The sequence below is a fragment of the Bradyrhizobium sp. 132 genome, assembly GCF_023074185.1.
Lineage (GTDB): Bacteria > Pseudomonadota > Alphaproteobacteria > Rhizobiales > Xanthobacteraceae > Bradyrhizobium.
The window spans coordinates 70,906-91,013 of the sequence record NZ_JADPKY010000194.1 but is presented as its reverse complement, the minus strand read 5'-3'; the positions used below and the strand labels follow the sequence as shown (position 1 = coordinate 91,013).

Annotated in this window: 20 protein-coding genes; 17 read left to right on the top strand and 3 right to left on the bottom strand. The window is 61.3% G+C overall.

Annotated features, from left to right (window positions below):
• Positions 1–478 (top strand): transposase (locus IVA74_RS40690; RefSeq protein WP_247353792.1); only part of this gene is annotated, 478 nt, incomplete at its 5' end.
• A gap of 381 nt (positions 479–859) precedes the next feature.
• On the opposite strand, the gene IVA74_RS40685 is transcribed toward IVA74_RS40690, so the two are convergent.
• Positions 860–1,078, bottom strand: a complete 219-nt coding sequence (locus IVA74_RS40685; RefSeq protein WP_346731005.1) for an AraC family transcriptional regulator — start codon at positions 1,076–1,078, stop codon at positions 860–862.
• 49 nt (positions 1,079–1,127) lie between these two features.
• On the bottom strand, positions 1,128–3,980 hold the full coding sequence (locus tag IVA74_RS40680; RefSeq protein WP_247353790.1) for a winged helix-turn-helix domain-containing protein: 2,853 nt from the start codon (positions 3,978–3,980) through the stop codon (positions 1,128–1,130).
• A 252-nt stretch (positions 3,981–4,232) separates the two neighbouring features.
• Here IVA74_RS40680 and IVA74_RS40675 point away from each other — a divergent pair, with 252 nt between their 5' ends.
• The 4 genes from IVA74_RS40675 to IVA74_RS40660 all read left to right on the top strand — a co-directional run bounded on the left by IVA74_RS40675 (position 4,233) and on the right by IVA74_RS40660 (position 7,715).
• A complete protein-coding gene (locus IVA74_RS40675) occupies positions 4,233–4,652 on the top strand; it encodes an Ohr family peroxiredoxin (protein WP_247353788.1) in 420 nt (139 codons plus the stop codon).
• 182 nt (positions 4,653–4,834) lie between these two features.
• On the top strand, positions 4,835–5,485 hold the full coding sequence (locus tag IVA74_RS40670) for a response regulator transcription factor (RefSeq protein WP_247353786.1): 651 nt from the start codon (positions 4,835–4,837) through the stop codon (positions 5,483–5,485).
• 81 nt (positions 5,486–5,566) lie between these two features.
• Positions 5,567–5,959 carry a response regulator gene (locus tag IVA74_RS40665; RefSeq protein ID WP_249804373.1) on the top strand — a complete coding sequence of 131 codons (393 nt, stop codon included), beginning with the start codon at positions 5,567–5,569 and terminating at the stop codon, positions 5,957–5,959.
• A 13-nt stretch (positions 5,960–5,972) separates the two neighbouring features.
• Positions 5,973–7,715, top strand: a complete 1,743-nt coding sequence (locus tag IVA74_RS40660; protein WP_247353784.1) for an ATP-binding protein — start codon at positions 5,973–5,975, stop codon at positions 7,713–7,715.
• Here the strand turns inward: IVA74_RS40660 and IVA74_RS40655 are convergent.
• On the bottom strand, positions 7,696–8,193 hold the full coding sequence (locus IVA74_RS40655) for a hypothetical protein (protein WP_247353782.1): 498 nt from the start codon (positions 8,191–8,193) through the stop codon (positions 7,696–7,698). The two genes, IVA74_RS40660 and IVA74_RS40655, sit on opposite strands and share 20 nt — an antisense overlap.
• A gap of 205 nt (positions 8,194–8,398) precedes the next feature.
• Here IVA74_RS40655 and IVA74_RS40650 point away from each other — a divergent pair, with 205 nt between their 5' ends.
• The 12 genes from IVA74_RS40650 to IVA74_RS40595 all read left to right on the top strand — a co-directional run bounded on the left by IVA74_RS40650 (position 8,399) and on the right by IVA74_RS40595 (position 20,104).
• Positions 8,399–9,346, top strand: a complete 948-nt coding sequence (locus IVA74_RS40650) for an AraC family transcriptional regulator (protein ID WP_247353780.1) — start codon at positions 8,399–8,401, stop codon at positions 9,344–9,346.
• 106 nt (positions 9,347–9,452) lie between these two features.
• Positions 9,453–9,776 (top strand): hypothetical protein, encoded by a 324-nt coding sequence (locus tag IVA74_RS40645; RefSeq protein ID WP_247353778.1) that lies wholly within the window; start codon positions 9,453–9,455, stop codon positions 9,774–9,776.
• Between the two features lie 114 nt (positions 9,777–9,890).
• A complete protein-coding gene (locus tag IVA74_RS40640; protein WP_247353776.1) occupies positions 9,891–11,096 on the top strand; it encodes an NAD(P)/FAD-dependent oxidoreductase in 1,206 nt (401 codons plus the stop codon).
• A 77-nt stretch (positions 11,097–11,173) separates the two neighbouring features.
• On the top strand, positions 11,174–12,103 hold the full coding sequence (locus tag IVA74_RS40635) for an MBL fold metallo-hydrolase (RefSeq protein ID WP_247353775.1): 930 nt from the start codon (positions 11,174–11,176) through the stop codon (positions 12,101–12,103).
• 116 nt (positions 12,104–12,219) lie between these two features.
• Positions 12,220–13,020, top strand: coding sequence for an acetoacetate decarboxylase (locus IVA74_RS40630; RefSeq protein ID WP_247353773.1), 801 nt, complete (start codon positions 12,220–12,222; stop codon positions 13,018–13,020).
• Positions 13,021–13,051: 31 nt separating this feature from the next.
• Positions 13,052–14,227, top strand: coding sequence for a patatin-like phospholipase family protein (locus IVA74_RS40625; protein WP_247353771.1), 1,176 nt, complete (start codon positions 13,052–13,054; stop codon positions 14,225–14,227).
• Positions 14,228–14,261: 34 nt separating this feature from the next.
• Positions 14,262–15,410, top strand: coding sequence for an HlyD family secretion protein (locus tag IVA74_RS40620; RefSeq protein WP_247353769.1), 1,149 nt, complete (start codon positions 14,262–14,264; stop codon positions 15,408–15,410).
• Positions 15,411–15,454: 44 nt separating this feature from the next.
• On the top strand, positions 15,455–17,074 hold the full coding sequence (locus IVA74_RS40615; RefSeq protein ID WP_247353767.1) for an MDR family MFS transporter: 1,620 nt from the start codon (positions 15,455–15,457) through the stop codon (positions 17,072–17,074).
• A gap of 34 nt (positions 17,075–17,108) precedes the next feature.
• Positions 17,109–17,273, top strand: coding sequence for a hypothetical protein (locus IVA74_RS40610; protein ID WP_247353766.1), 165 nt, complete (start codon positions 17,109–17,111; stop codon positions 17,271–17,273).
• A 66-nt stretch (positions 17,274–17,339) separates the two neighbouring features.
• Positions 17,340–18,122 carry a 3-hydroxybutyrate dehydrogenase gene (locus IVA74_RS40605; RefSeq protein WP_247353764.1) on the top strand — a complete coding sequence of 261 codons (783 nt, stop codon included), beginning with the start codon at positions 17,340–17,342 and terminating at the stop codon, positions 18,120–18,122.
• A 160-nt stretch (positions 18,123–18,282) separates the two neighbouring features.
• A complete protein-coding gene (locus IVA74_RS40600; protein WP_247353804.1) occupies positions 18,283–18,906 on the top strand; it encodes a DUF1275 family protein in 624 nt (207 codons plus the stop codon).
• Between the two features lie 319 nt (positions 18,907–19,225).
• Positions 19,226–20,104 carry a tyrosine-type recombinase/integrase gene (locus tag IVA74_RS40595; protein WP_247353763.1) on the top strand — a complete coding sequence of 293 codons (879 nt, stop codon included), beginning with the start codon at positions 19,226–19,228 and terminating at the stop codon, positions 20,102–20,104.
• Positions 20,105–20,108: the final 4 nt, after the last annotated feature.

Here is a 20,108-nt window from a genome sequence, read left to right as displayed (position 1 = left end):
GTCGCTTTGCTATATGGGCCACGCCACCATGGAGAACCGGCATGGGCTGGCGGTGGCCGGCAGGGTCACGCATGCCAATGGCACCGCCGAACGCCGGGCTGCGGAGGTCATGCTGAAGGCGAGACGCAAAGCCGCAGGTCGCCGCATCACGGCTGGTGAGGACAAGGCATACGATACGGCCGATCATGTCGCCAACCTTCGCGCCATCGGCGTGACGCCGCATGTGACACAGAACCAGGCCATCACCAAAACCGGCAAGAACCGTAACAGCGCGATCGACGAACGAACCACGCGGCATCCGGGATACGGCATGTCGCAATCGCGCCGGGCGATGGTCGAGTGCATTTTCGGATGGGGCAAGCAGCATGGCACCATGCGCAAGACCAAACATCGGGGCATCGCTCGCGTCGCCGCCGACTTCCTGCTTAATCTGATCGCCTATAACCTGATCCGAATTCCCAAACTGCTCGCCGCATAGCCACCCCGCGCCGGGGCACACTCAATAACAAGCTAGAAATTACATCCAACTCTACCGCGCCGCTCCAAAAACGACCGGCGGAAAAATGAAAATTCTCCATTTCAAGGTTTTTCAGCAGACTGCTAGGTTGAACTAGCCAGGGAAGCAGGGATGGAACGCAGGATTGGACAAGACACGGCCGCTTTAGGAAAGACCCCGGCCTCCTGCAGCGCTTGGAACGCGGATCGAACGCTCAAACCCGGGTTCGGCCGTGTCTCAGTTCCCAACCAGCGCCACTACGCCCATGTCCATCGTTGACGCGCTGAAAGCAGCAGCTGTTGGTCCCCGTCAAAAGTGCGCGCCAGCTCTGTTGATCGGCCGAGTGCCCGGCTTTGCCCTGAATTACGTCCCCTCTTCCGGGGCGCCGTGCGCTTCGCGGCGCCATGCACCCGGGCTGACGCCGACCGCGGCCGAAAATACCCGCGTGAAGTGACTTTGATTGGCAAACCCGGCCGAAATTGCAATCTTGGATAGCGGCAGGCCGCGGACCGTCATCAACTGCTTGGCCGCCTCCACGCGGTGGCGAAGCAGCCATTCGGCGAGCTTTGTGCCCGGCGAAATCCTTCACGTGGATGGAAGTCAGAGCGCCGGCGTCACTGAAATACGCGCGTTAACCTCTAAGGTCCGTCAGCAGACGGGTGGCAGCCTTTAGATCTGTCGTCTCCAAGCCTTCGACGAATCGTTCGAATAAAGGCTGTAGCAACCTGCAAGCTTTGTCCGAGCTTCCTTGACCAGCCAACAGCGTGGCCAGGTCGATTGCGGTACGTAACTCCCATGCATGTGCGCCTTGGCGACGGCTCAATTCGAGCGACCGCATGAACCAAATCTTTGCATCGTCAACTCGGGAGGTTGGCATCAAAAGAAGAGCGCATCCTCTGACGCGTAGCGCCTCTGGCATGAAGAAGAAATCCCCGTTCTTCTCGACCTGACGGATCGTGTCATCGACCAATGTTATGGCTTCGCCGACTTGTCCGATCGCCAGGAGGCCCTGCGCCAGAACAATTTTGAACTCCGTGTTGCGCATCGAGTAATGCAGGGCGTTGCAACACTTCAGACAGTCCTGAATGGTTGCAACTCCGTCTGTTGTGTTGCCACGGCGGATGGCCAGCGTACCCTGGTAGCCGCGCCCGACGTGGAGATAGGGTCCTAGGGAATGGGATTGGGCGTGTGCCACAAGTCGATCTGCGTGCTCTTCAGCACTTGCGAGATCGCCGGTCCAGACGAATATGTCCGGAGCCCAGGCTAGAGCGACGGCAAGCGACGCGGGATTAGCGCTGCGTTCGGCGTCCTTGATGGTCTCGCGCGCGCGGGCCGCGGCCTGGGCCGGATGGCCCTGTACCCACAGGCCCCGAGCAAGTCCCAGGCCAACGAGGATGCGGTCATCGAGCCCAAGATAGGTCCGCTGGGCGTGCGACCAATGCTGAAACGCAGCCTCAAGCTCTGAGCGGGCGCCGCTGTGATCGCCGATGAAGTGGAGCGCCCTGCCCAGAGCCGATTGGGCCAAGGCCGTAGCGTCCGACTCCTCGGCAGTTTCAGCAACCGCTCGAGCGCGCCTTGCGTGGTCCAACGAGAGCTTGAATTCTCCGTCGCGCGTAAAGAACATCGACAGCGTACCAAGCATTCCAACTTGGCTGAGGACGTTGCCGCGTGCTTCAGCAATTGCCAGGCTTCGGTTCAAAGCCGCACGCGCCGCGTCGCTTGGCCCATACATGTGCATCGACGCAACTCCGAGGTTCGCCTGAAGCTGGATCTCCTCCGGTCCACCACGGGCCGCATCGCCGAGCGCGACGATTGCGCGTTGCGACCACCGATAGCATTCGGGTAACAGCGACATCGCTAGGAAAACAGGCACGGCGGCTGCTGTAAGCTTGATCCCGATTCCCAAATCGCCGTCTTCGCCAAAACACCATTCCAAAGCCGCCCGAGCGTTGTTGAGATCGGCGAAGTGCGATTCCCGTTCCACCCCACTCGATAGCGTCACCCATTCTTTTCCGCATTGCTCAAGCCATCGCTGGAAGTAAGTTGCGTGGCGGACGGGCAAGCACGCGATCTCGGGATCGTCACTGGTAATACCGAGAACGTAAGCGCGCGTCGTGTCCAGGAGACGATAGCGCATCATGGCGCCGATGGGATGGGTCGCGACCATCGACTTGGCAATGAGGCTGTCGATCGCGCTGAAGACAGCTCCCTCATCGAGGTTGGCGCTTGTCGCCACCGCGAGCACCGCGTCCAGCGTGAAATGTCCGACGAATGCGGCCAGCCGGCGAAGTACCAGCCGCTCGACGTTGGAAAGCAACCCGTAGCTCCAATCCAACGTTGCCTGCAGGGTTTTTTGCCGAGGTGGCGCGGTGCGCGGCCCCAGCCACAACAAGGTCAAACGCTGGTCAAGTAGAGCCGCGGTCTTATGCAGCCCATAGGCCTCGACGCGCCTGGCCGCCAACTCGATCGCCAATGCCACTCCATCCAGCCTCCGGCAGATGCCAACGATGATTGTGGCTTCTGCATCGTCGAAATCGAGACGGGCGCCGCTCGCGGCGGCTCGTTCGACGAACAACTGTGTGGCTGGGAATGTCCGTGCAACTTCTGCTGTTACCAACGCATCGTCCGGCGGGCAGGCTAACGGCTCCAGTCGGTAGACTTGTTCACCGTCGACCTGCAGTGCTTCCCGACTGGTCGCCAGGATATGCAGCCGCGGCGCCCCCCTGAAGAGGCGTGACGCGAAAGCTGCCAGCGGTTCGATCAGATGTTCGCAGGTGTCGAGGATCAATAGGATCCGCTTGTCCTGCAGATAGGTAATTAGGTCTTGCGTCGTATCGTCGGACCGCACCGTCAATCCTAACATCGAAGCAACGGTAGCCGTCACCAGTTCGGCATCGCCTAACATGCTGAGATCGACAAAGAGCACGGCGCCGGCGAAACGCTCGAGCAAGTCGTGCCCCAGAGCAACCGAAACAGTTGTCTTGCCGACGCCGCCGCCGCCGACAACCGTCACGAAGCGCGCCACCTCGAGCAAGGCGGCCACCTTCTGCAGGTCATCCTCACGGCCAATCAACCCGACCGGGCGACTGGGCAGGTTGGCATGTCGAAAGTCCGTTGCGGCAGCTGCTGCCGCCTTGGAATCCTCCCACGACCGCGAAACGGGCGCCACAAAACAGTAGCCGCGGCCGGCCAGGGTTGCGATGTATCGCGCGCCGTCCTGTCCGTCGCCGAGCGTTTTGCGCAGGCTCGCGATTTGGGCACGCAGGCTGCCCTCTTCGACCGTGACATCGGGCCAAACGCGTAAGAGAAGCTCTTTCTTGCTGATGGCTTCGTTCGGCGTGGAGACAAGTGCAATCAAGATGTCGAAGGCGCGTGCGCCCAATTCAACGGGAGCGCCGTCTCTGGTGAGCAGCCGTTCGGCTGCAGTCAAGCGAAAGGGCCCAAACGACAGGACGTCTTTGCGTGGCGCCGCCATTGAAACCATTGCGTTGTCCCCACGCCGTTGGCCCTGCAGGGGCATTGTAAGCCAAGTTTCCGCCGCAAGCCATTGAACGGTCGGCCAACTGCCATGCATCCCCTTAAACCGTCAAGTGCTCAAAAAAAGGTCAGCATTTTCAATTCGCAACAACATTTCACAATGCATGACGGGCGGATTGCGGTGGCTGGGCGTAGCGTGGTTGCCATCGGAAACGGAGATTTCGTCGCCGTCCGACCCACAGCGCAACCCAGGTCCACCATGGAAGCCAAGGCCAAGACCGGAAAGGTCACCAACACCGCCAAAACGCATACCATTGCCGGCCGTGTCTGCCGCAGCTCCGACGGCCATCTGGACGTCAAGCTGGCTATCCCCGGGTCGGCTTGCATTGGGACCAATCCGGAGCAGCTCTTCGCCGCGGGCTGGTCGGCCTCTTTCGAGAGGGCGATCGCACTTGCCGCGCGCAAGAGCAACGTCGCCTTGGGTGAGGTCACGATCGACGCCGAAGTCCGCTTGCACCTAGCTGACGGCGATCACTACTTCCTGAGCGCACGCTTTATCATCAGCATTCCGGGCATCGACCACATGGTCGCACAGAATCTCGTGCGGGAGGCGGAGCACCTCTGCCCCTGTTCCAAGGCGATGCGCGGCAATGTCGACGTGACGTTCAACGTGCTTTGATAAATTAGGGCGCCCTTAAAAAAAGGGCGACGAAGCTGTAGAGCGTCAGGAAGAAAGACAAGGACCTCCGGCAAAATGCGACCAGGGACCAGAGAGAAGAAGGACAGAAGGAGGCCACGCAATTGTTGAGACAACTGCACTCGCCGGCTCGTTCGCCTTTACAACCCCCACCGTGGTTTTCCATGAGCATGACTGCCGACAATAAAGACCACCCACTCGTCTTGATCGTAGACGATGACGAGGAGATCCGGTCTGCACTTCAAGAACTGCTGCTGTCGGTTGGAATCGACGGACACTGCTTTGCATCAACGCTGGAATTGTTGCACGCTGATCTTCCAGAGCGCCCTGGTTGCCTGATCCTCGATGTTCGCATGCCGGGAGCAAGCGGGCTGGACCTCCAGCAACATCTCGCCGTAAACGGCAACGCGCGACCGATCATCTTCCTCACGGGTCACGGTGACATCGCGATGTCGGTGCAGGCGATCAAGGCTGGAGCCGTTGACTTCCTTACGAAGCCTGTAAGAGATCAGACGCTCCTCGACGCGGTTGCGGCTGCGATCGAGAAAGATATCTCGCAAAGGAAGGCGGCCCGGCTCGTCAAGGAGCACATCGACCGCTACGCAAAGTTGACGCCGCGCGAGCGCGAAGTCCTGCGCGAAGTGGCAAAGGGCCGCCTTAACAAGCAGATCGCATTCGATCTCGGCATCAGCGAGGTCACCGTCAAGCTGCATCGCGGCAGCGTCACGAAGAAGCTGCAGGCGACGTCGGTCGGGCAACTCATTCGCATCTGGGAACTACTGCCTGCGGGGGTCCGGAAAGAAAAATCACCCTAGACCAAAGGATGGTTACGATCAGGCCGGCAATGGATCACACGAGGGAGACGGCCATCCGGCCGTGCTATCGAGAGTCATCCGTTGTCAAAAGCGCCCTTAGTCGCAATCGTAGATGACGATGAAGCTGTGCGAGAGGCCCTTTCCGATCTCCTTCTGGTGCTGGAACTATCGTGTCGCACTTTCGATCGAGCGGAGGCCTTCATGGCGGAATACGTCCCGGGCAAGTTCGACTGCCTGATCACCGATGTGAGCATGCCGGGCCAGAGCGGGCTCGACCTGTTGCAGCGGCTGCGGGTCATCAGCTCCTTAATGCCGGTGATCGTCATTACGGCCAACACCAACCCGGCGATCCGGTCGCGTGCCATGCGATACGGCGCCTTTGCCTATCTGACCAAACCGATAGAAGGCGAAGCGCTGCTCCAGCATCTGCAGTCCGCCCTGAGGTTAACTGGCTTTCGATCTGACACCGAGTGAGAGAGGCCTTCCGATGGTCAGCCCCATTCACAAGGCGGTAGCAGACGGACGCGCCGTCGGCCTCTCTGCCGATTTGTCGGATTTCGCGTCCGAGAGCGTAATGCGTCCGCTATACGGCAAGTCACGTTCGGATGACCTGCGCGCAACGGATATGAGTGTCGAGGTGGACGTGCTCAACAGTCTGAAGGTACCCGCGGAAGTCATGCGAAAATGGCAGGAGATCGTAGATCTTCTGGCCGATATTCTAAGTGTTCCCTCCGCCTTGATCATGAGGGTAGAGCCGCCAAATATCAAAGTCTTCATTTCCAGCGAGTCTAAAGGAAATCCTTACGAACCGGACGAGGCCGCGTGTCTCAATACAGGACTCTATTGTGAGACTGTAATGAACACCCGCCGACCATTAATTGTCCCGGACGCTCTGCAGGATGAGGCATGGAAAACAAACCCCGACATCAAACTAGGAATGATCTCTTACCTCGGTGTGCCGATCAGTTGGCCCGACGGCGAGATATTTGGAACGATTTGTGTTCTCGACAGGAAAAGCAACGAATACAGCCAGCTCTATCTCAGGCTGCTGTTGCAGTGGCGTGACGTGTTGCAGGCAGACTTGAAATCCATTGCAACCATGCAGCGAGAGATTGAACAACGTGAGGTGAAAATTCGCCGCCTCGTCGATTCCAACATCATCGGCATCGTCATCTGGAATGTGGAGGGTCAGATTCTTGACGCCAACAGTGAGTATCTTCGCATAGTTGGATATGATCAGCACGATCTCCTGTCCGGTCGAGTGAACTGGGCGGACATGACGCCCCCTGAATGGCGCGATCGCGACGCGCAGGTCATATCCGAGCTAAAGAATAGGAGAGCCGTGCAGCCCTTTGAAAAGGAGTATATCCGGAAGGATAGCAGCCGTATTCCAGTGTTGATCGGCGTCGCGAACCTTGAAGGGACAGAGGGCCAGGGCGTCGCATTTGTGCTCGATTTAACCGAGCGTAAGCGGGCAGAAGCAGAAGCGCGTGAGAATGAGCGACGATTCCGCAACATGCAGATGGAATTGGCCCACGCTAATCGGCTGGCAACTTTGGGCCAACTTGCGGCGTCTATTACGCATGAAGTCAAGCAGCCGATCACGGCCGCACTGCTGAACACCCAAACCGCTCAGCGCTTCCTCACTCGCCAGCAGCCAGATGTTGAGAAGGCGAAAAAGGCAATAGACCGAGCTGTGAAGAACGGCATGCGGGTCAGTGAAGTTGTCGACCGGACCCACGCCTTGGTTAGGAAGGAGCCCGTGCGAAAAGATCGCTTGGAGATCAATGAAGCTATTTCGGAAGTTATCGGACTGACGCGCGGGGAAGCGTTGAAAAACGGGGTTCAAGTGCGGACTCAACTGGCGGAGGGTTTACCTGTCATTCATGGCAGCCGGGTCCAGATTCAACAGGTCATGCTGAACTTGATCGTAAATGCAGTCGAAGCGATGAGCCAAATGAGCGACGACAGTCGGGAATTACAAATCAGCACCCAGGGTGAAGCTGACTACGTCCTCGTTGGGGTGCGAGACTCTGGCCCGGGGCTATCAGAAGGCGCTATCGAGCGAGCCTTCGAGGCATTTTATACGACGAAGTCGAGCGGCCTGGGGATGGGACTATCCATCTGCCGTTCGATCGTCGAGGATCACGGAGGACGATTGTGGGCGACGGCAAACGTACCGACAGGTGCGGTGTTTCAGTTCACAGTTCCTATAAATTCGGACTGCTAGGACTGACCACGTATTGAGCCTCCGAACCTGATGCAATGTTCTCGAAGTGGATCACTGTGTCGACAGATATGGCGCCACGGTTCCACGCGTGACAGGCGAACGGGTTGAGTTGCAGCAAGTGATAATCGACCTGCTGGTCAACAGCGTCTAGGCGATCACACAGTCGGGACAGCCAACGCACCTGGTCGGCATCCGGACTCGGTTCGATGAAGACGGGGCGGTCGTCTTTTCTGTTTTTGACAATGGCCTTGGCATCGCCGACCGCAACGTGGAGCATATTTTCGAAAGCTCTTTTCAGCATCAAGGATGCTGCGATTGGCGTTGGCCTCGCCATTTGCCAGTCGATCATTAGGGCGCAAGGCGGCCGCATCCAGGGTTCGGACCGTCCGAACGACGGCGCATATTTTCGCTTCTCGCTTCCGGCGCCAATGGTCGCGGGCTCGATTCCCGCACTGGCGAGTTCGTTCGCCCGAAGCATTCGTAAGCTTCCGCTTCGCTGATGCGGTTCTACGTGATGACACGCTCCCATCAGTACTATCCCAAGGTACAGGTCAATCTATCCGCCGATCCTGCCAGACCAGGCCCGCGGCACGATTCCGTCAGCCGGCGTTTTCCGTCATATGAGGCAGCAGTGTCGCGCCTCATTGGTTCGGACGCCTGCCGCCACAACGTGAGCACAGTCGATGAGCAAGCAAATCTTGCGGGATCCGTCGGAAACTCTGCCAGCCGCGCCCGAGGCGCGCCGGAACGAGCTGCCAAATGCCGACCGGCGTGCGGAGGCGGAGATGGCGCGCGTGCTTGGGACCGAACCATTTCGCATGGCTTTGGACGCCTCCGGTGCCGGGATCGCCCACTGGAAACATGACCCATTGCACGACGTCGTCGAGCCCATGAGCCACCATGTCATCATGGCTTACAACGGCTCGGTGCAGCGCATGGAGCGGCGGTCAGGACGATCGGTTGCGATTGGAACGTTTCGTCCCGGGGTCATGATAATCATTCCGGAAGGATCAAGCTCCCGATGGGATATTCCGAAACCTGTCGATGTCGTTCAGCTCTATCTTCCGCACACGATGCTCGAGCGCGTTGCCCGGGAAGCCGAGACCGCCAGCCCGATCGATCTCCTGGAGCGAACGGCGCATCCCGACCCCATTACGTCCCGATTGCTCCTGAGCGCGGCCGATTCCCTGGAGGGCAATGGGGCCCTGGACACGCTGTTCAGGCACCAGCTGATAGACCTCCTGACCACGCGAGTTCTGGCTGCGCACAGCGGCTCGCCAACCACGATCCAGCCGACCATGGGTGGGCTGGCGCCGAAGGCCCTGCTCCGCGCCATCGAACGCCTGCGCTCGGACAGCGATGCGGACGTCTCGCTCGCGGCACTGGCGTCCGATGCCGGCCTGTCACGCTTCCACTTCTGCCGTGCCTTCAAGGAAAGCACCGGGCTTTCGCCTCACGCCTGGCTGCGCCAACACCGGCTCGAGCAGGCCATGAACATGCTGCGCGACACCGACGCATCAGTCGTCTCGGTCGCAGCCGCGCTTGGCTATGCGTCGCAAACAGCTTTCGCTGCGGCGTTCCGGAAGTTGACCGGCGAAACCCCGAGCGATTGGCGGCGGCGCAGGCGTTAGCAGCAATCGCTCGACAGGTACGGCAATCGCTCTGGGGCAGCCACTGGTTTGGTCCGTTAGATAAAGACCATCGCGTTGCTCACACCAACAACCAGGGAGACAGACAATGGCCTGGAAGAATTTAATCGGCCCACATGCCATCACATCACGACGCAGGGTCGTCGCGAGTGCCCTCATGTACGGGCTTTCATTGACGGTTCGCTTCACATCGGCCACCGGCGACGAGGCGGAAAATGCGGCGCAAGCCGCTCACACCACCAGCCCAATGCTTTCCATCATGATCAAGGACAGCGTGCCAATCCATTCGCTTGCGAAGCACGCTCACTCGCTCGTGTTTCAGCGCGGCCCGTCACTCAGCTCCAGAAGCTGCCGCGCAGCATGTGAACGCCCCATGGCAACGCCACTCATGCCGGACTGCTCACCGCCATAACAGCCCGGCGTCTTCGTTCCACGTCTTCGCGTCGTCGTCGATCGCTGCCGCCATTGAGCCGCAGCAGCGGTAGCGCGCGGATTTTCGAGAGTACCAACCCACAGGAGAGAACACATGCGACTTATCATCATAGGCGCCGGCTTCGCCGGCATGTACGCTGCACTTTCCGCCGCCCGCCTGCGCGATATCCAGGGCGTTTCACCAGAACAACTCGAGATCGCGCTGGTCGCACCAGAGCCGACGCTGGTGGTTCGCCCGCGGCTTTACGAACCGAAGCCCGAAACCCTGACAGCGCCGCTGCTGGATGTGCTCAAGGCGATCGACGTCGTCTATGTGCAAGGTAGCGCCGAGACCATCGACACCAAAGCCCGCACGGTGGGCATCGTCGCCGCCAAGGGTGCGAAGAAGAGCCTGTCCTACGACCGGCTGGTCGTGGCCACCGGCAGCCGGCTGTTCCGCCCCAGCATTCCCGGCCTTGCCGAACACGGCTTCAGCGTCGACTCGCTCGATGATGCGATCGCCCTCGACAAGCATCTGCACGGCCTTGCGAAACGGCCGGCGGTGAACGGACGCGACACGGTCGTCGTTGCCGGCGGCGGTTTCACCGGTATCGAGGCGGCCACCGAGATGCCCACGCGGCTGCGCGAAATCCTCGGCAAGGATGCCAAGACGCGCGTCATCATCGTCGAGCGCAACAAGGCGATCGCACCCGATATGGGCGAAGGCCCCCGTCCTGTCATTGAGGACGCCCTGCGCAAGCTCGGCGTGGAGACCCGGCTCGGCGCCGGCGTCGCCTCGCTGGACAAATCCGGCGTCACGCTTTCCGATGGCGAACACATCGAAACCGAGACCGTGATCTGGGCGGCCGGCATTCGCGCAGCACCATTGACCCAGCAGATCCCCGGCGAGCGCGACAATTTCGGCCGCCTGCTGGTCGATCGTGACCTGCGCGTGCCGTCGGTACCCGGCGTGTTCGCCACCGGCGATGCCGCAAGGGCGGCAAGCGATGATGTCGGCAATTACGCGCTGATGTCGTGCCAGCACGCGACGCGGATGGGCGCCTTTGCCGGCAACAACGCAGCCGCCGAACTGCTCGGCGTGCCGACGAGGCCATATCACCAGAAGGTCTACGTTACCTGTCTCGATCTGGGCGAAGCCGGCGCGCTGTTCACGCGGGGCTGGGAGCGGAAAGTCGAGCTGGTCGGCGACGTCGCCAAGAAGACCAAGCAGGAGATCAACACCGTTTGGATCTATCCGCCGCGCGCCGAACGCGCCGCGGCCCTGGCTTCGGCCGATCCGGAGCACGTGACAGAAGTGTAGGTGCTTCACGCGAGACGGGCCGCGCGACGAGCTGGCTGCGCGGCCTGCTCAACCGAATCCAGCCAGCAACCTTCACCATGAAACAGGAGACGAACATGAACCTGCACACGACCTCACACCCGGTTACACCGAGATCCGACGAGTTGGTACCGTCGCGCTACGCCCTGAAGATCGGCGAGATTGATGTGCTAGTGGTCAGCGATGGGGTGCTAACGCTGCCGGGCGCGATGTTGGCCCACAACGCCGAACCGGCCGTCCGCGCGGCCTGGCTGAAGGACAATTTCCTGCCGCCGGACGCGTTCGATTGGGCGCTGAACGTGGTCGTGGTGCGTAGCGGCGGCCAGACTATACTCATCGACGCTGGGATGGGGGCGGAGTTCCCCTTGCCGCGGGCCGGGCAGTTGATCCATCGACTGAAGGCCGCCGGCATCGATCTCGCATCCGTGACCGACGTGGTGCTTACCCACATGCACATGGACCACGTTGGCGGGCTGCTCGTCGACGGGGTGAAGGACCAGCTGCGTCCGGACCTGCGGATTCACGTGGCGGCGGCCGAGGTAAAGTTCTGGGAGTCGCCCGATTTCTCCCGCGTCTCCATGCCGCCGGGCTTCCCGGACGCGCTTCGGAACACGGCCAAACGGTTCGTGAAAGAGTACAGCAGCCAGCTGCGGCTCTTCGAGGAGGAGTACGAGGTGGCGCCGGGGGTAGTCATCCATCGCACCGGCGGCCACACCCCCGGGCACAGCGTGATCCGCCTGGCGTCCGGCGACGACCGCCTGACGTTCGCCGGCGACCTCGTGTTCGCAGTCGGGTTCGAACACCCCAACTGGTACAACGGCTTCGAACACGACCCCGAGGAGGCCGCCCGCGTTCGTATCCGTCTTTTGCGGGAACTGGCGACGACCGGCGGGGTGTTGGTGGCCACTCACATGCCATTCCCGTCTGTCGGCCATGTCGCGGTCGCTGGCGACGCCTTTCGCTGGGTACCGGCCATCTGGGACTACTGATCGCTTGTTGGATAGGCCGAACCAGAGCGCGTAGTGAGCGCTTCATCCGATACGGGCCGCGTTTCCAGCACCGGCGCGCGGCCCGTTCACCCAAAACCCTTTTGGAGTTCACCACGATGAAACACGAGACCGTCCGCACGACAGCGTTCGCGATGCCGTTGACTAACCCGGCTTTTCCACCCGGTCCCTACCGCTTCGTCAACCGCGAGTACTTCATCATCCAGTACCGGACGGATCCGGAGGCGCTGCGCCGCATAGTGCCCGAACCGCTCGAGCTTACCGAGCCGGTGGTGAACTACGAGTTCATCCGCATGCCCGACTCGACCGGGTTCGGCGACTACACCGAAAGCGGTCAGGTCATTCCGGTTTCCTACCAGGGTCAGGTCGGCAGCTTTACCCATCAGATGTTTCTCAACGATCATCCGCCGATTGCCGGAGGACGTGAACTGTGGGGCTTTCCCAAGAAACTGGCGCAACCGAAGCTCGCCGTCGAGATCGACACGCTGGTCGGCACCTTGAACTACGGCTCGGTCCGCATCGCGACAGGCACCATGGGCTACAAGCATCGCGCTCTCGACCCCGCGGCCGAAGCGAGGAAGCTCGCCGGACCCAACTTCTTGCTCAAGATCATTCCACATGTCGACGGTACGCCGCGCATCTGCGAGCTGGTGCGCTTCCATCTTGAAGACATCACCGTGAAGGGCGCATGGACCGGGCCCGCAGCGCTCAACCTCTACTCGCATGCCCTGGCTCCCGTCGCCGAATTGCCGGTCCTGCAAGTGCTGTCGGCCAAGCACGTTGTTGCCGACCTGACCCTCGGGCTTGGCACGGTGGTTCACGACTATCTGGCACTTGGCGCGGCCATGCGTCGGCGCGGGACTGGCTCGGAAGTCTTAACCGAAGCGAATGCCGGCTGATCGGTCAGTCGCAATGCAGGGAGTCTTGGCGATGCTGAACGTGATACGCGAGCAAATCAATCCTATGGCGCAGCAAACCAAATCGCTGCCGTACGATGTCGTCGCTTTGGTGCTGCAGGGCGGCGGAGCGCTTGGCGCCTACCAGGCCGGTGTCTATGAGGGCCTGCACGAGGCGGGCATACGGCCGAACTGGTTGGCCGGCATTTCAATCGGCGCCCTCAACGCCGCCATCATCGCCGGCTCGCCTGATGGCGAACGCGTGCAACGGCTGCGCGAATTCTGGGAAACGATCTGTGCGTTTTCGATAGAGTGGCCCGCCGGCGAAGGGTTGGCCAATGCCCTGCCCTTTGCATTCGACATCAACTCGGTGCGCAACGCGATGGCGGCGACGAGGGCCCTGGTCCAGGGCCAGCCCGGCTTCTTCAAGCCACGCTTCCCTTCACCGCTCTGGTCGCCGTTCTCGGGCGATGCCGCAACCAGCTTCTACGACACGGCGCCATTGCAGCAGACGCTGGAGCGAATCGTCGACTTCGATCGGCTGAACTCCGGCGAAATGCGCGTCAGCGTTGGCGCTGTCAATGTTCGCACCGGCAACCTGACCTATTTTGACACCGCCGAACGCCGGCTAGGACCGAAGCATTTCATGGCTTCCGGCGCCCTGCCGCCGGGATTCCCGGCCGTCGAAATTGACGGCGAGCACTATTGGGATGGCGGCGTGGTCTCGAACACGCCTCTCTCCCGCGTGCTGTCGGGCGAACCGCGCGACACCCTGACATTCCAGATCGATCTCTGGTCGGCGATGGGCCGCGTTCCCTATGACCTGATGGAAGTGTCGAGCCGGCAGAAGGACATTCAATATTCGAGTCGGACGCGCGCCATTACGGATCACATGATGCGGATGCAGAAGATGCGTCAGGCGTTGCAGCGGACGATGGAGAAACTGCCGGCAAGCGCAAAGAATGATCCGGAAATCCGCGCCATCGCCGATCTGGCCCGCCATCGCGCCTACAACATTGTCCACCTGATCTACCAATCCAAGATCTACGAGGGCCATTCCAGGGATTACGAGTTCGGGTTGAGCGCGATGCGCAAGCATTGGCAGAGCGGGCTGGAGGACATCCGCCGCACGCTGGCCGAGCCACGACGTCTCGACCGGCCGCCTCCGGAACTTGGCATGATCACGCACGACGTCCATCGCCACGACTGAACTTTAGCACCACCTGCAGGTTTCGGAGAACGCCATGTCGACACTTTCCTATGCCTCTGAGCAAAAAGCCAAAACCGGCCTTCGTCCATCACGTCAGGCAATCAAGCGTGCAGCGCTGGCGCTGGCCGCGGCGCTCGGCGTCGCTGCGGCTACCGATTTCGGCCACTACTACCTCACCACCGGCCGCTACCTGGAAACCACCGACGACGCCTATGTCAAAGCCGACTCGACGATCATCGCGCCGAAGGTCTCCGGCTACATCGCGCAGGTGCTGGTAAACGACAACCAGCCGGTGACGGCCGGCCAGCTGCTGGCGAAGATCGACGATCGCGATTTTCGCGCGGCGCTCAGCCAGGCCCAGGCGGACGTCGCCGCGGCGGAAGCGGCGGTGCGCAATCTCGACGCCCAGATCGCCCTGCAACAGCCGATCATCGAACAAGGCGCCGCCGATATCGCCGCCGCCGATGCCAACCTGAAGTTCGCGCGGGAAGAGCAGGTCCGCTACGACGGCCTGATGAAGACCGGTTCCGGCACGGTGCAGCGCGCCCAGCAGACAGACGCGGCGCTTCGTGCCAGCAACGCACAATTGCAGCACGCGAAGGCCGGCTTGCTGGCGGCCGAGCGCAAGGTCGACGTGCTCACTACCCAGCGGGCGCAGGCGGTCGCGCAGCGCGGTCGCGCCAGTGCGGCGGAGCAGCAGGCAGCCTTGAATCTCTCCTACACCGCCGTCACCGCGCCGGTCGACGGCACGGTCGGTGCACGCTCGCTCCGGGTCGGACAGTTCGTGCAGGCCGGCACGCAGTTGATGGCGGTGGTGCCACTCGATGCAGTGTATGTCGTCGCCAATTTCAAGGAGACCCAGCTCACGTTTGTGCGCAGCGGCCAGCCGGTCGAGCTGACCATCGACAGCTTCCACGGCACCAAACTGCGCGGCCGTATCGATAGCCTGTCGCCGGCAAGCGGCCTCGAGTTCGCGCTGCTGCCGCCTGACAACGCCACTGGCAACTTCACCAAGATCGTGCAGCGCGTGCCGGTCAAGATCGTGCTCGACGATCACAAATTGGCCGGCCTGCTTCGCCCCGGCATGTCGGCCGAGCCGACCGTCAACACCAAGACGGCTGCTGTCGCCGAACGCAAAGCCGCAAAGCGCCTTGCGTCGCGGGGCGGTGAGCCTCGCAGCTGAACGGCCGCGAATGCATCCTCCCTCACATGCGACGAGGAACCATTGTGACCACCTTACCCCTCCCCATCGACGGTGTTCCCGCCAGCGATCGCGGGCAGCCGGCTGCGGCTCCGACGACTCCCGCCGTCTCCGCAAAAACCTGGATCGCAGTGATCGGCGCCACGCTGGGTGCCTTCATGGCGGTGCTCAACATCCAGATCGTCAACGCCTCGCTGGCCGACATCCAGGGCGCAATCGGCGCCGGCATCGATGACGGCGGCTGGATCTCGACCTCCTATCTGATCGCCGAGATCGTCGTGATCCCGCTGAGCGGCTGGCTTGCCCAGGTGTTTTCGATCCGCATCTACCTCCTGACCAACGCCTCCCTCTTCATGGTGTTCTCGGCGGCTTGCGCGCTCGCGCAAAACCTGTCGCAGATGATCGTACTGCGCGCGGTGCAGGGTTTTTCTGGCGGCGTGCTGATCCCGATGGCCTTTACGCTGATCATCACGCTGCTGCCGAAGGCGAAGCAGCCGATTGGCCTTGCGATGTTTGCGATCTCCGCGACCTTTGCACCAGCGATCGGACCGACCATCGGCGGGTATCTCACCGAGAACTGGGGCTGGGAATATATCTTCTATGTCAATCTGGTGCCGGGCGCGCTGATGATCAGCATGTTGTGGTACTCGCTCGAAGCCAAGCCAATGAATCTTGCGCTGCTGCGCGAGGGGGACTGGTTTGGCATCGTCACCATGGCCATTGGTCTCAGCGCGCTGCAAACCGTGCTGGAAGAAGGCAACAAGGACGACTGGTTCGGCTCGCCCTTCATCGTCAAGCTGTCGATCGTCGCCGCAGTCGCGCTGTCGGCCTTCCTTTGGATTGAGTTGACCGCCAGGAAGCCGCTGTTGAACCTGCGCCTGCTGGTTCGCCGCAATTTCGGCTTCGGCATCCTCGCCAACTTCCTGCTCGGCATCGCGCTGTATGGCTCGGTATTCATCCTGCCGGTCTATCTGTCGCGCATCCAGGGCTACAACGCCGAACAGATCGGCATGGTGCTGGCATGGACCGGCTTTCCGCAACTGCTGCTGATCCCGCTGGTGCCGCGGCTGATGCAGCGCTTCGACGCCCGGATCATCATCGGCATTGGCTTTGCGCTGTTCGCCGGTTCCAACTTCATGAACATCCACATGACCAACGATTACGCGACCGATCAGCTGTTCTGGCCGAACGTCGTCCGCGCCTTCGGTCAAGCGCTGGTGTTCGCGCCGCTCTCGGCCGTCGCCACTGCCGGCATCGAGGCGGAGAATGCCGGCTCTGCCTCGGGCCTGTTCAACATGATGCGCAACCTCGGCGGCGCCGTCGGCATCGCACTGTTGCAGACATTGCTCACCAAGCGCGAGCAGTATCACTCCAACGTGTTGATGCAGTCAGTTTCCATGCTGGAGCAAGCGACGCAGGCAAGAGTCGAGAAGCTGACGCAATATTTCATAAGCCACGGCGTGATCGATCGCATCGACGCCACTCGCCGTGCCTATGTCGCGATCGGCAAGATCGTGCAGAAGCAGGCGTTCATCCTGGCGTTCAGCGACCTGTTCTTGCTGCTGGGTGCCGCGCTGATCGTCGCACTTGCTGCTTCCATGATGCTGAAGAAACCCGGCCAGCTCGATGCCGGCGGCGCCCACTAGTTATCGTTTCAACCCCCACCTGAGGAGACCGACCATGAATCCCCGCATGAACTTCCGCCAGGCCACCTTCGAAACGCTCAAAGCCTTGCTTGCCTTTCAAAGCCCGGGTGAGGAGCAGCCGCTGCGAACAATCCCTGTTCGAACGGAAGATGACCAGCGCACCGCGGATCAATCAGTACCGCGGCCGAAATCGACGTAAATCCCCGCGAAGTTGGTTCGTTATCGACCCCGCGACTTCATAACTCAAGCATCGAAAGGAATTCCCATGTTGAAGGGCAAGGTAGCAATCGTAACCGGATCGACCAGCGGCATCGGGCTGGGGATCGCTAAGGAACTGGCGAAGGTCGGCGCCGACCTGGTGTTGAACGGATTCGGCGATGCCGGCGAGATCGAGACGATCCGCAGCGGGATAGAACGTGACCACGGCGTGCACGTCGTCTACGACGGCGCCGACATGTCAAAGGGCAACGCGGTGCGCGGATTGATCGCCGCGACGATCGAGAAATTCGGACGCCTCGACATCCTCGTGAACAATGCTGGCATCCAGTTCACCGCGCCGGTGGATGAATTCCCAGCTGCCAAGTGGGATGCAATCCTCGGCATCAATCTGTCGGCGGCGTTCCACGGCATTGCGGCCGCGGTGCCTCAGATGAAAAAGCGGCGCTGGGGACGGATCGTCAACATCGCCTCCGCACACGGCCTCGTCGCGTCAACGCACAAGGCTGCCTACGTTGCAGCCAAGCACGGGCTGGTCGGCCTGACGAAGGTGGTCGGCCTCGAGACGGCCGGGAGCGGCGTCACCTGCAACGCGGTCTGTCCCGGCTGGGTGCGCACGCCGTTGGTCGAAAAGCAGATCAGCGACATCGCCGCGCAGCGCGGCATCAGCCAAAAGGAGGCCGCCAGGGAGCTGCTGTCCGAGAAGCAACCGTCTCTTGATTTTGCCTCCCCCGAACAGCTCGGCGGCACCGTGGCCTTTCTGTGTTCGCCTGCGGCGGACCAGATCACGGGAACAGCGATCTCCGTCGATGGCGGCTGGACCGCGCGATAGCCGGCAGTGATCGAGCGGTCCGCGCGAACAGTCAAAATCGGAGCAGCTAAAGATGTCTCTGCCCGCTAGAGACTCCCGCGCGGTCCCAAGGACATCGGATTCAGCGGATGACGCAGCGGAGCTGTCACGCCTGGAGGCGCGGCTGCCACTGTTGCTCAGCATGATCGCCGGAATGGTCGACTCCACGGGCTTCTTCACCCTGGGCCATGTCTTCACTGCCCACGTGACCGGCAATATCGTGCTGGCCGCCAGCGTGGCCGTTGAGGGCGGCTCGTTTCACTGGGTGCAGCTATTGGCTATTCCGGTCTTCATGCTGGCGCTGGCGACGGTCTGGCTTGTCGCTCAAGCTTCGCGGCGGCACGGTCCGAGTCTGGCGCGGTTGTTGCTTCTGGTTCAATTTCTGCTGCTTGTCGCGCTGTTGATCTTCACCGTCATCACCAAGGCATCTGCCGATCGGGTTGGATTGCTGGCCGGCACGGCCGCAATGATAGCCGTGTCCGCCATGGCCTGCCAGTACGCCCTCCTTTGCCTTGCGGTACCAGGCGCCATCTCGACCGCGGTGATGACCGGAAATTTGGCCAACGCGGTTTTGTCAGCGATGGACTTGCTCTCGGCCCGCCACCGGTTGCTGCCGCAGGATTCAACACCGCTGAGTCGCTCACTTGGACGCTTGCTTGGATTCCTCGCGGGCTGCGTCGTAGCCGCGGCAGCAGCTTCATTGGCAGGAGACTGGGCTTGGTCTCTTCCGGCAGCACTGGCAGCTGTTGCAGTTGCGGTGAGGTAGCGGCTGCTGGCGGCGCAATTGCGCCGAGCGAGTGTTATCGCCCAATCCATAGTTCGACGTGGGAAATAGCGGCCCGTAGCGGGGAGGCTTTATTGAAGCCCCGGTCCAATGCATCAAGAGGAAGCTTGAGACCAGATCCAGCCAGCGTGAGCCAGTTCGATCTCCTATCCCGAGGCCAACGACCGGTTTGCGCCACAGGACTAAACCGCTGGCGCGGTAGGGCGCCGCGGCGGCCGACACAGCCAACACGATAGCGCCGCGGGGCGTCCTGTCTTGAGATGAGGGGTTCACATCCTTCATCAAGACAGGAGCATCCCCCATGACCGATAAGGCCATAAGCCCGCTGCGGCAGCGCATGATCGAAGACATGACGATCCGCAAGTTCGCGCCGAAGACCCAACATGACTACGTGCAGAGGGTCAAGAACTTCGCTGCCTTCCTCGGCCGCTCGCCCGACACGGCGAGCTTCGAAGACGTACGCCGCTATCAGCTCCATCTGGCGACGAGTGGCCCCGGCGTTCCGACCCTCAACCAAAGCGTCTCGACACTGCGGTTCTTTTTCAACATCACGCTTGGGCGCGCCGACATCGTCAACCATACCCAATTTATCCACGTGCCACGCAAGCTGCTGGTCGTCCTGAGCCCGGAAGAAGTTGCACGTTTTCTCGATGCGGCGCCGGGGCTCAAATACAAGGCGGCATTGAGTGTAGCCTATGGAGCCGGATTGCGAGTTTCCGAGGTAGTTGCGCTGAAGGTATCCGACATCGACAGTAAGCGCATGGTGATCCGGATCGAACAGGGCAAGGGCCACAAAGACCGCTACGTGATGCTTTCACCGCATCTGCTCGAGCTGTTGCGCGCCTGGTACAACGCGGCACGCCCACAGGGGTGGCTGTTTCCCGGAATGAACCCGGTCAACCCGATGTCAGCCCGCCAGCTCAGGCGCGCCTGCGATACCGCGGCCCAGATGGCAGGGATCAGCAAGCAGGTGTCCCCGCACACCCTGCGACACAGCTTTGCGACGCATCTTCTGGAGCAGAACACCGATATCAGGGTGATCCAGGTCTTGTTGGGACATGCCAAGCTCGACACCACCGCGCTCTATACGCGTGTCGCCACCAAGATCATCCGGGAGATCATGAGCCCGCTCGATCGCATTACAAGCAAGCTCAGGGAGGGCGTCGAACCGCCCGCCTGACGCG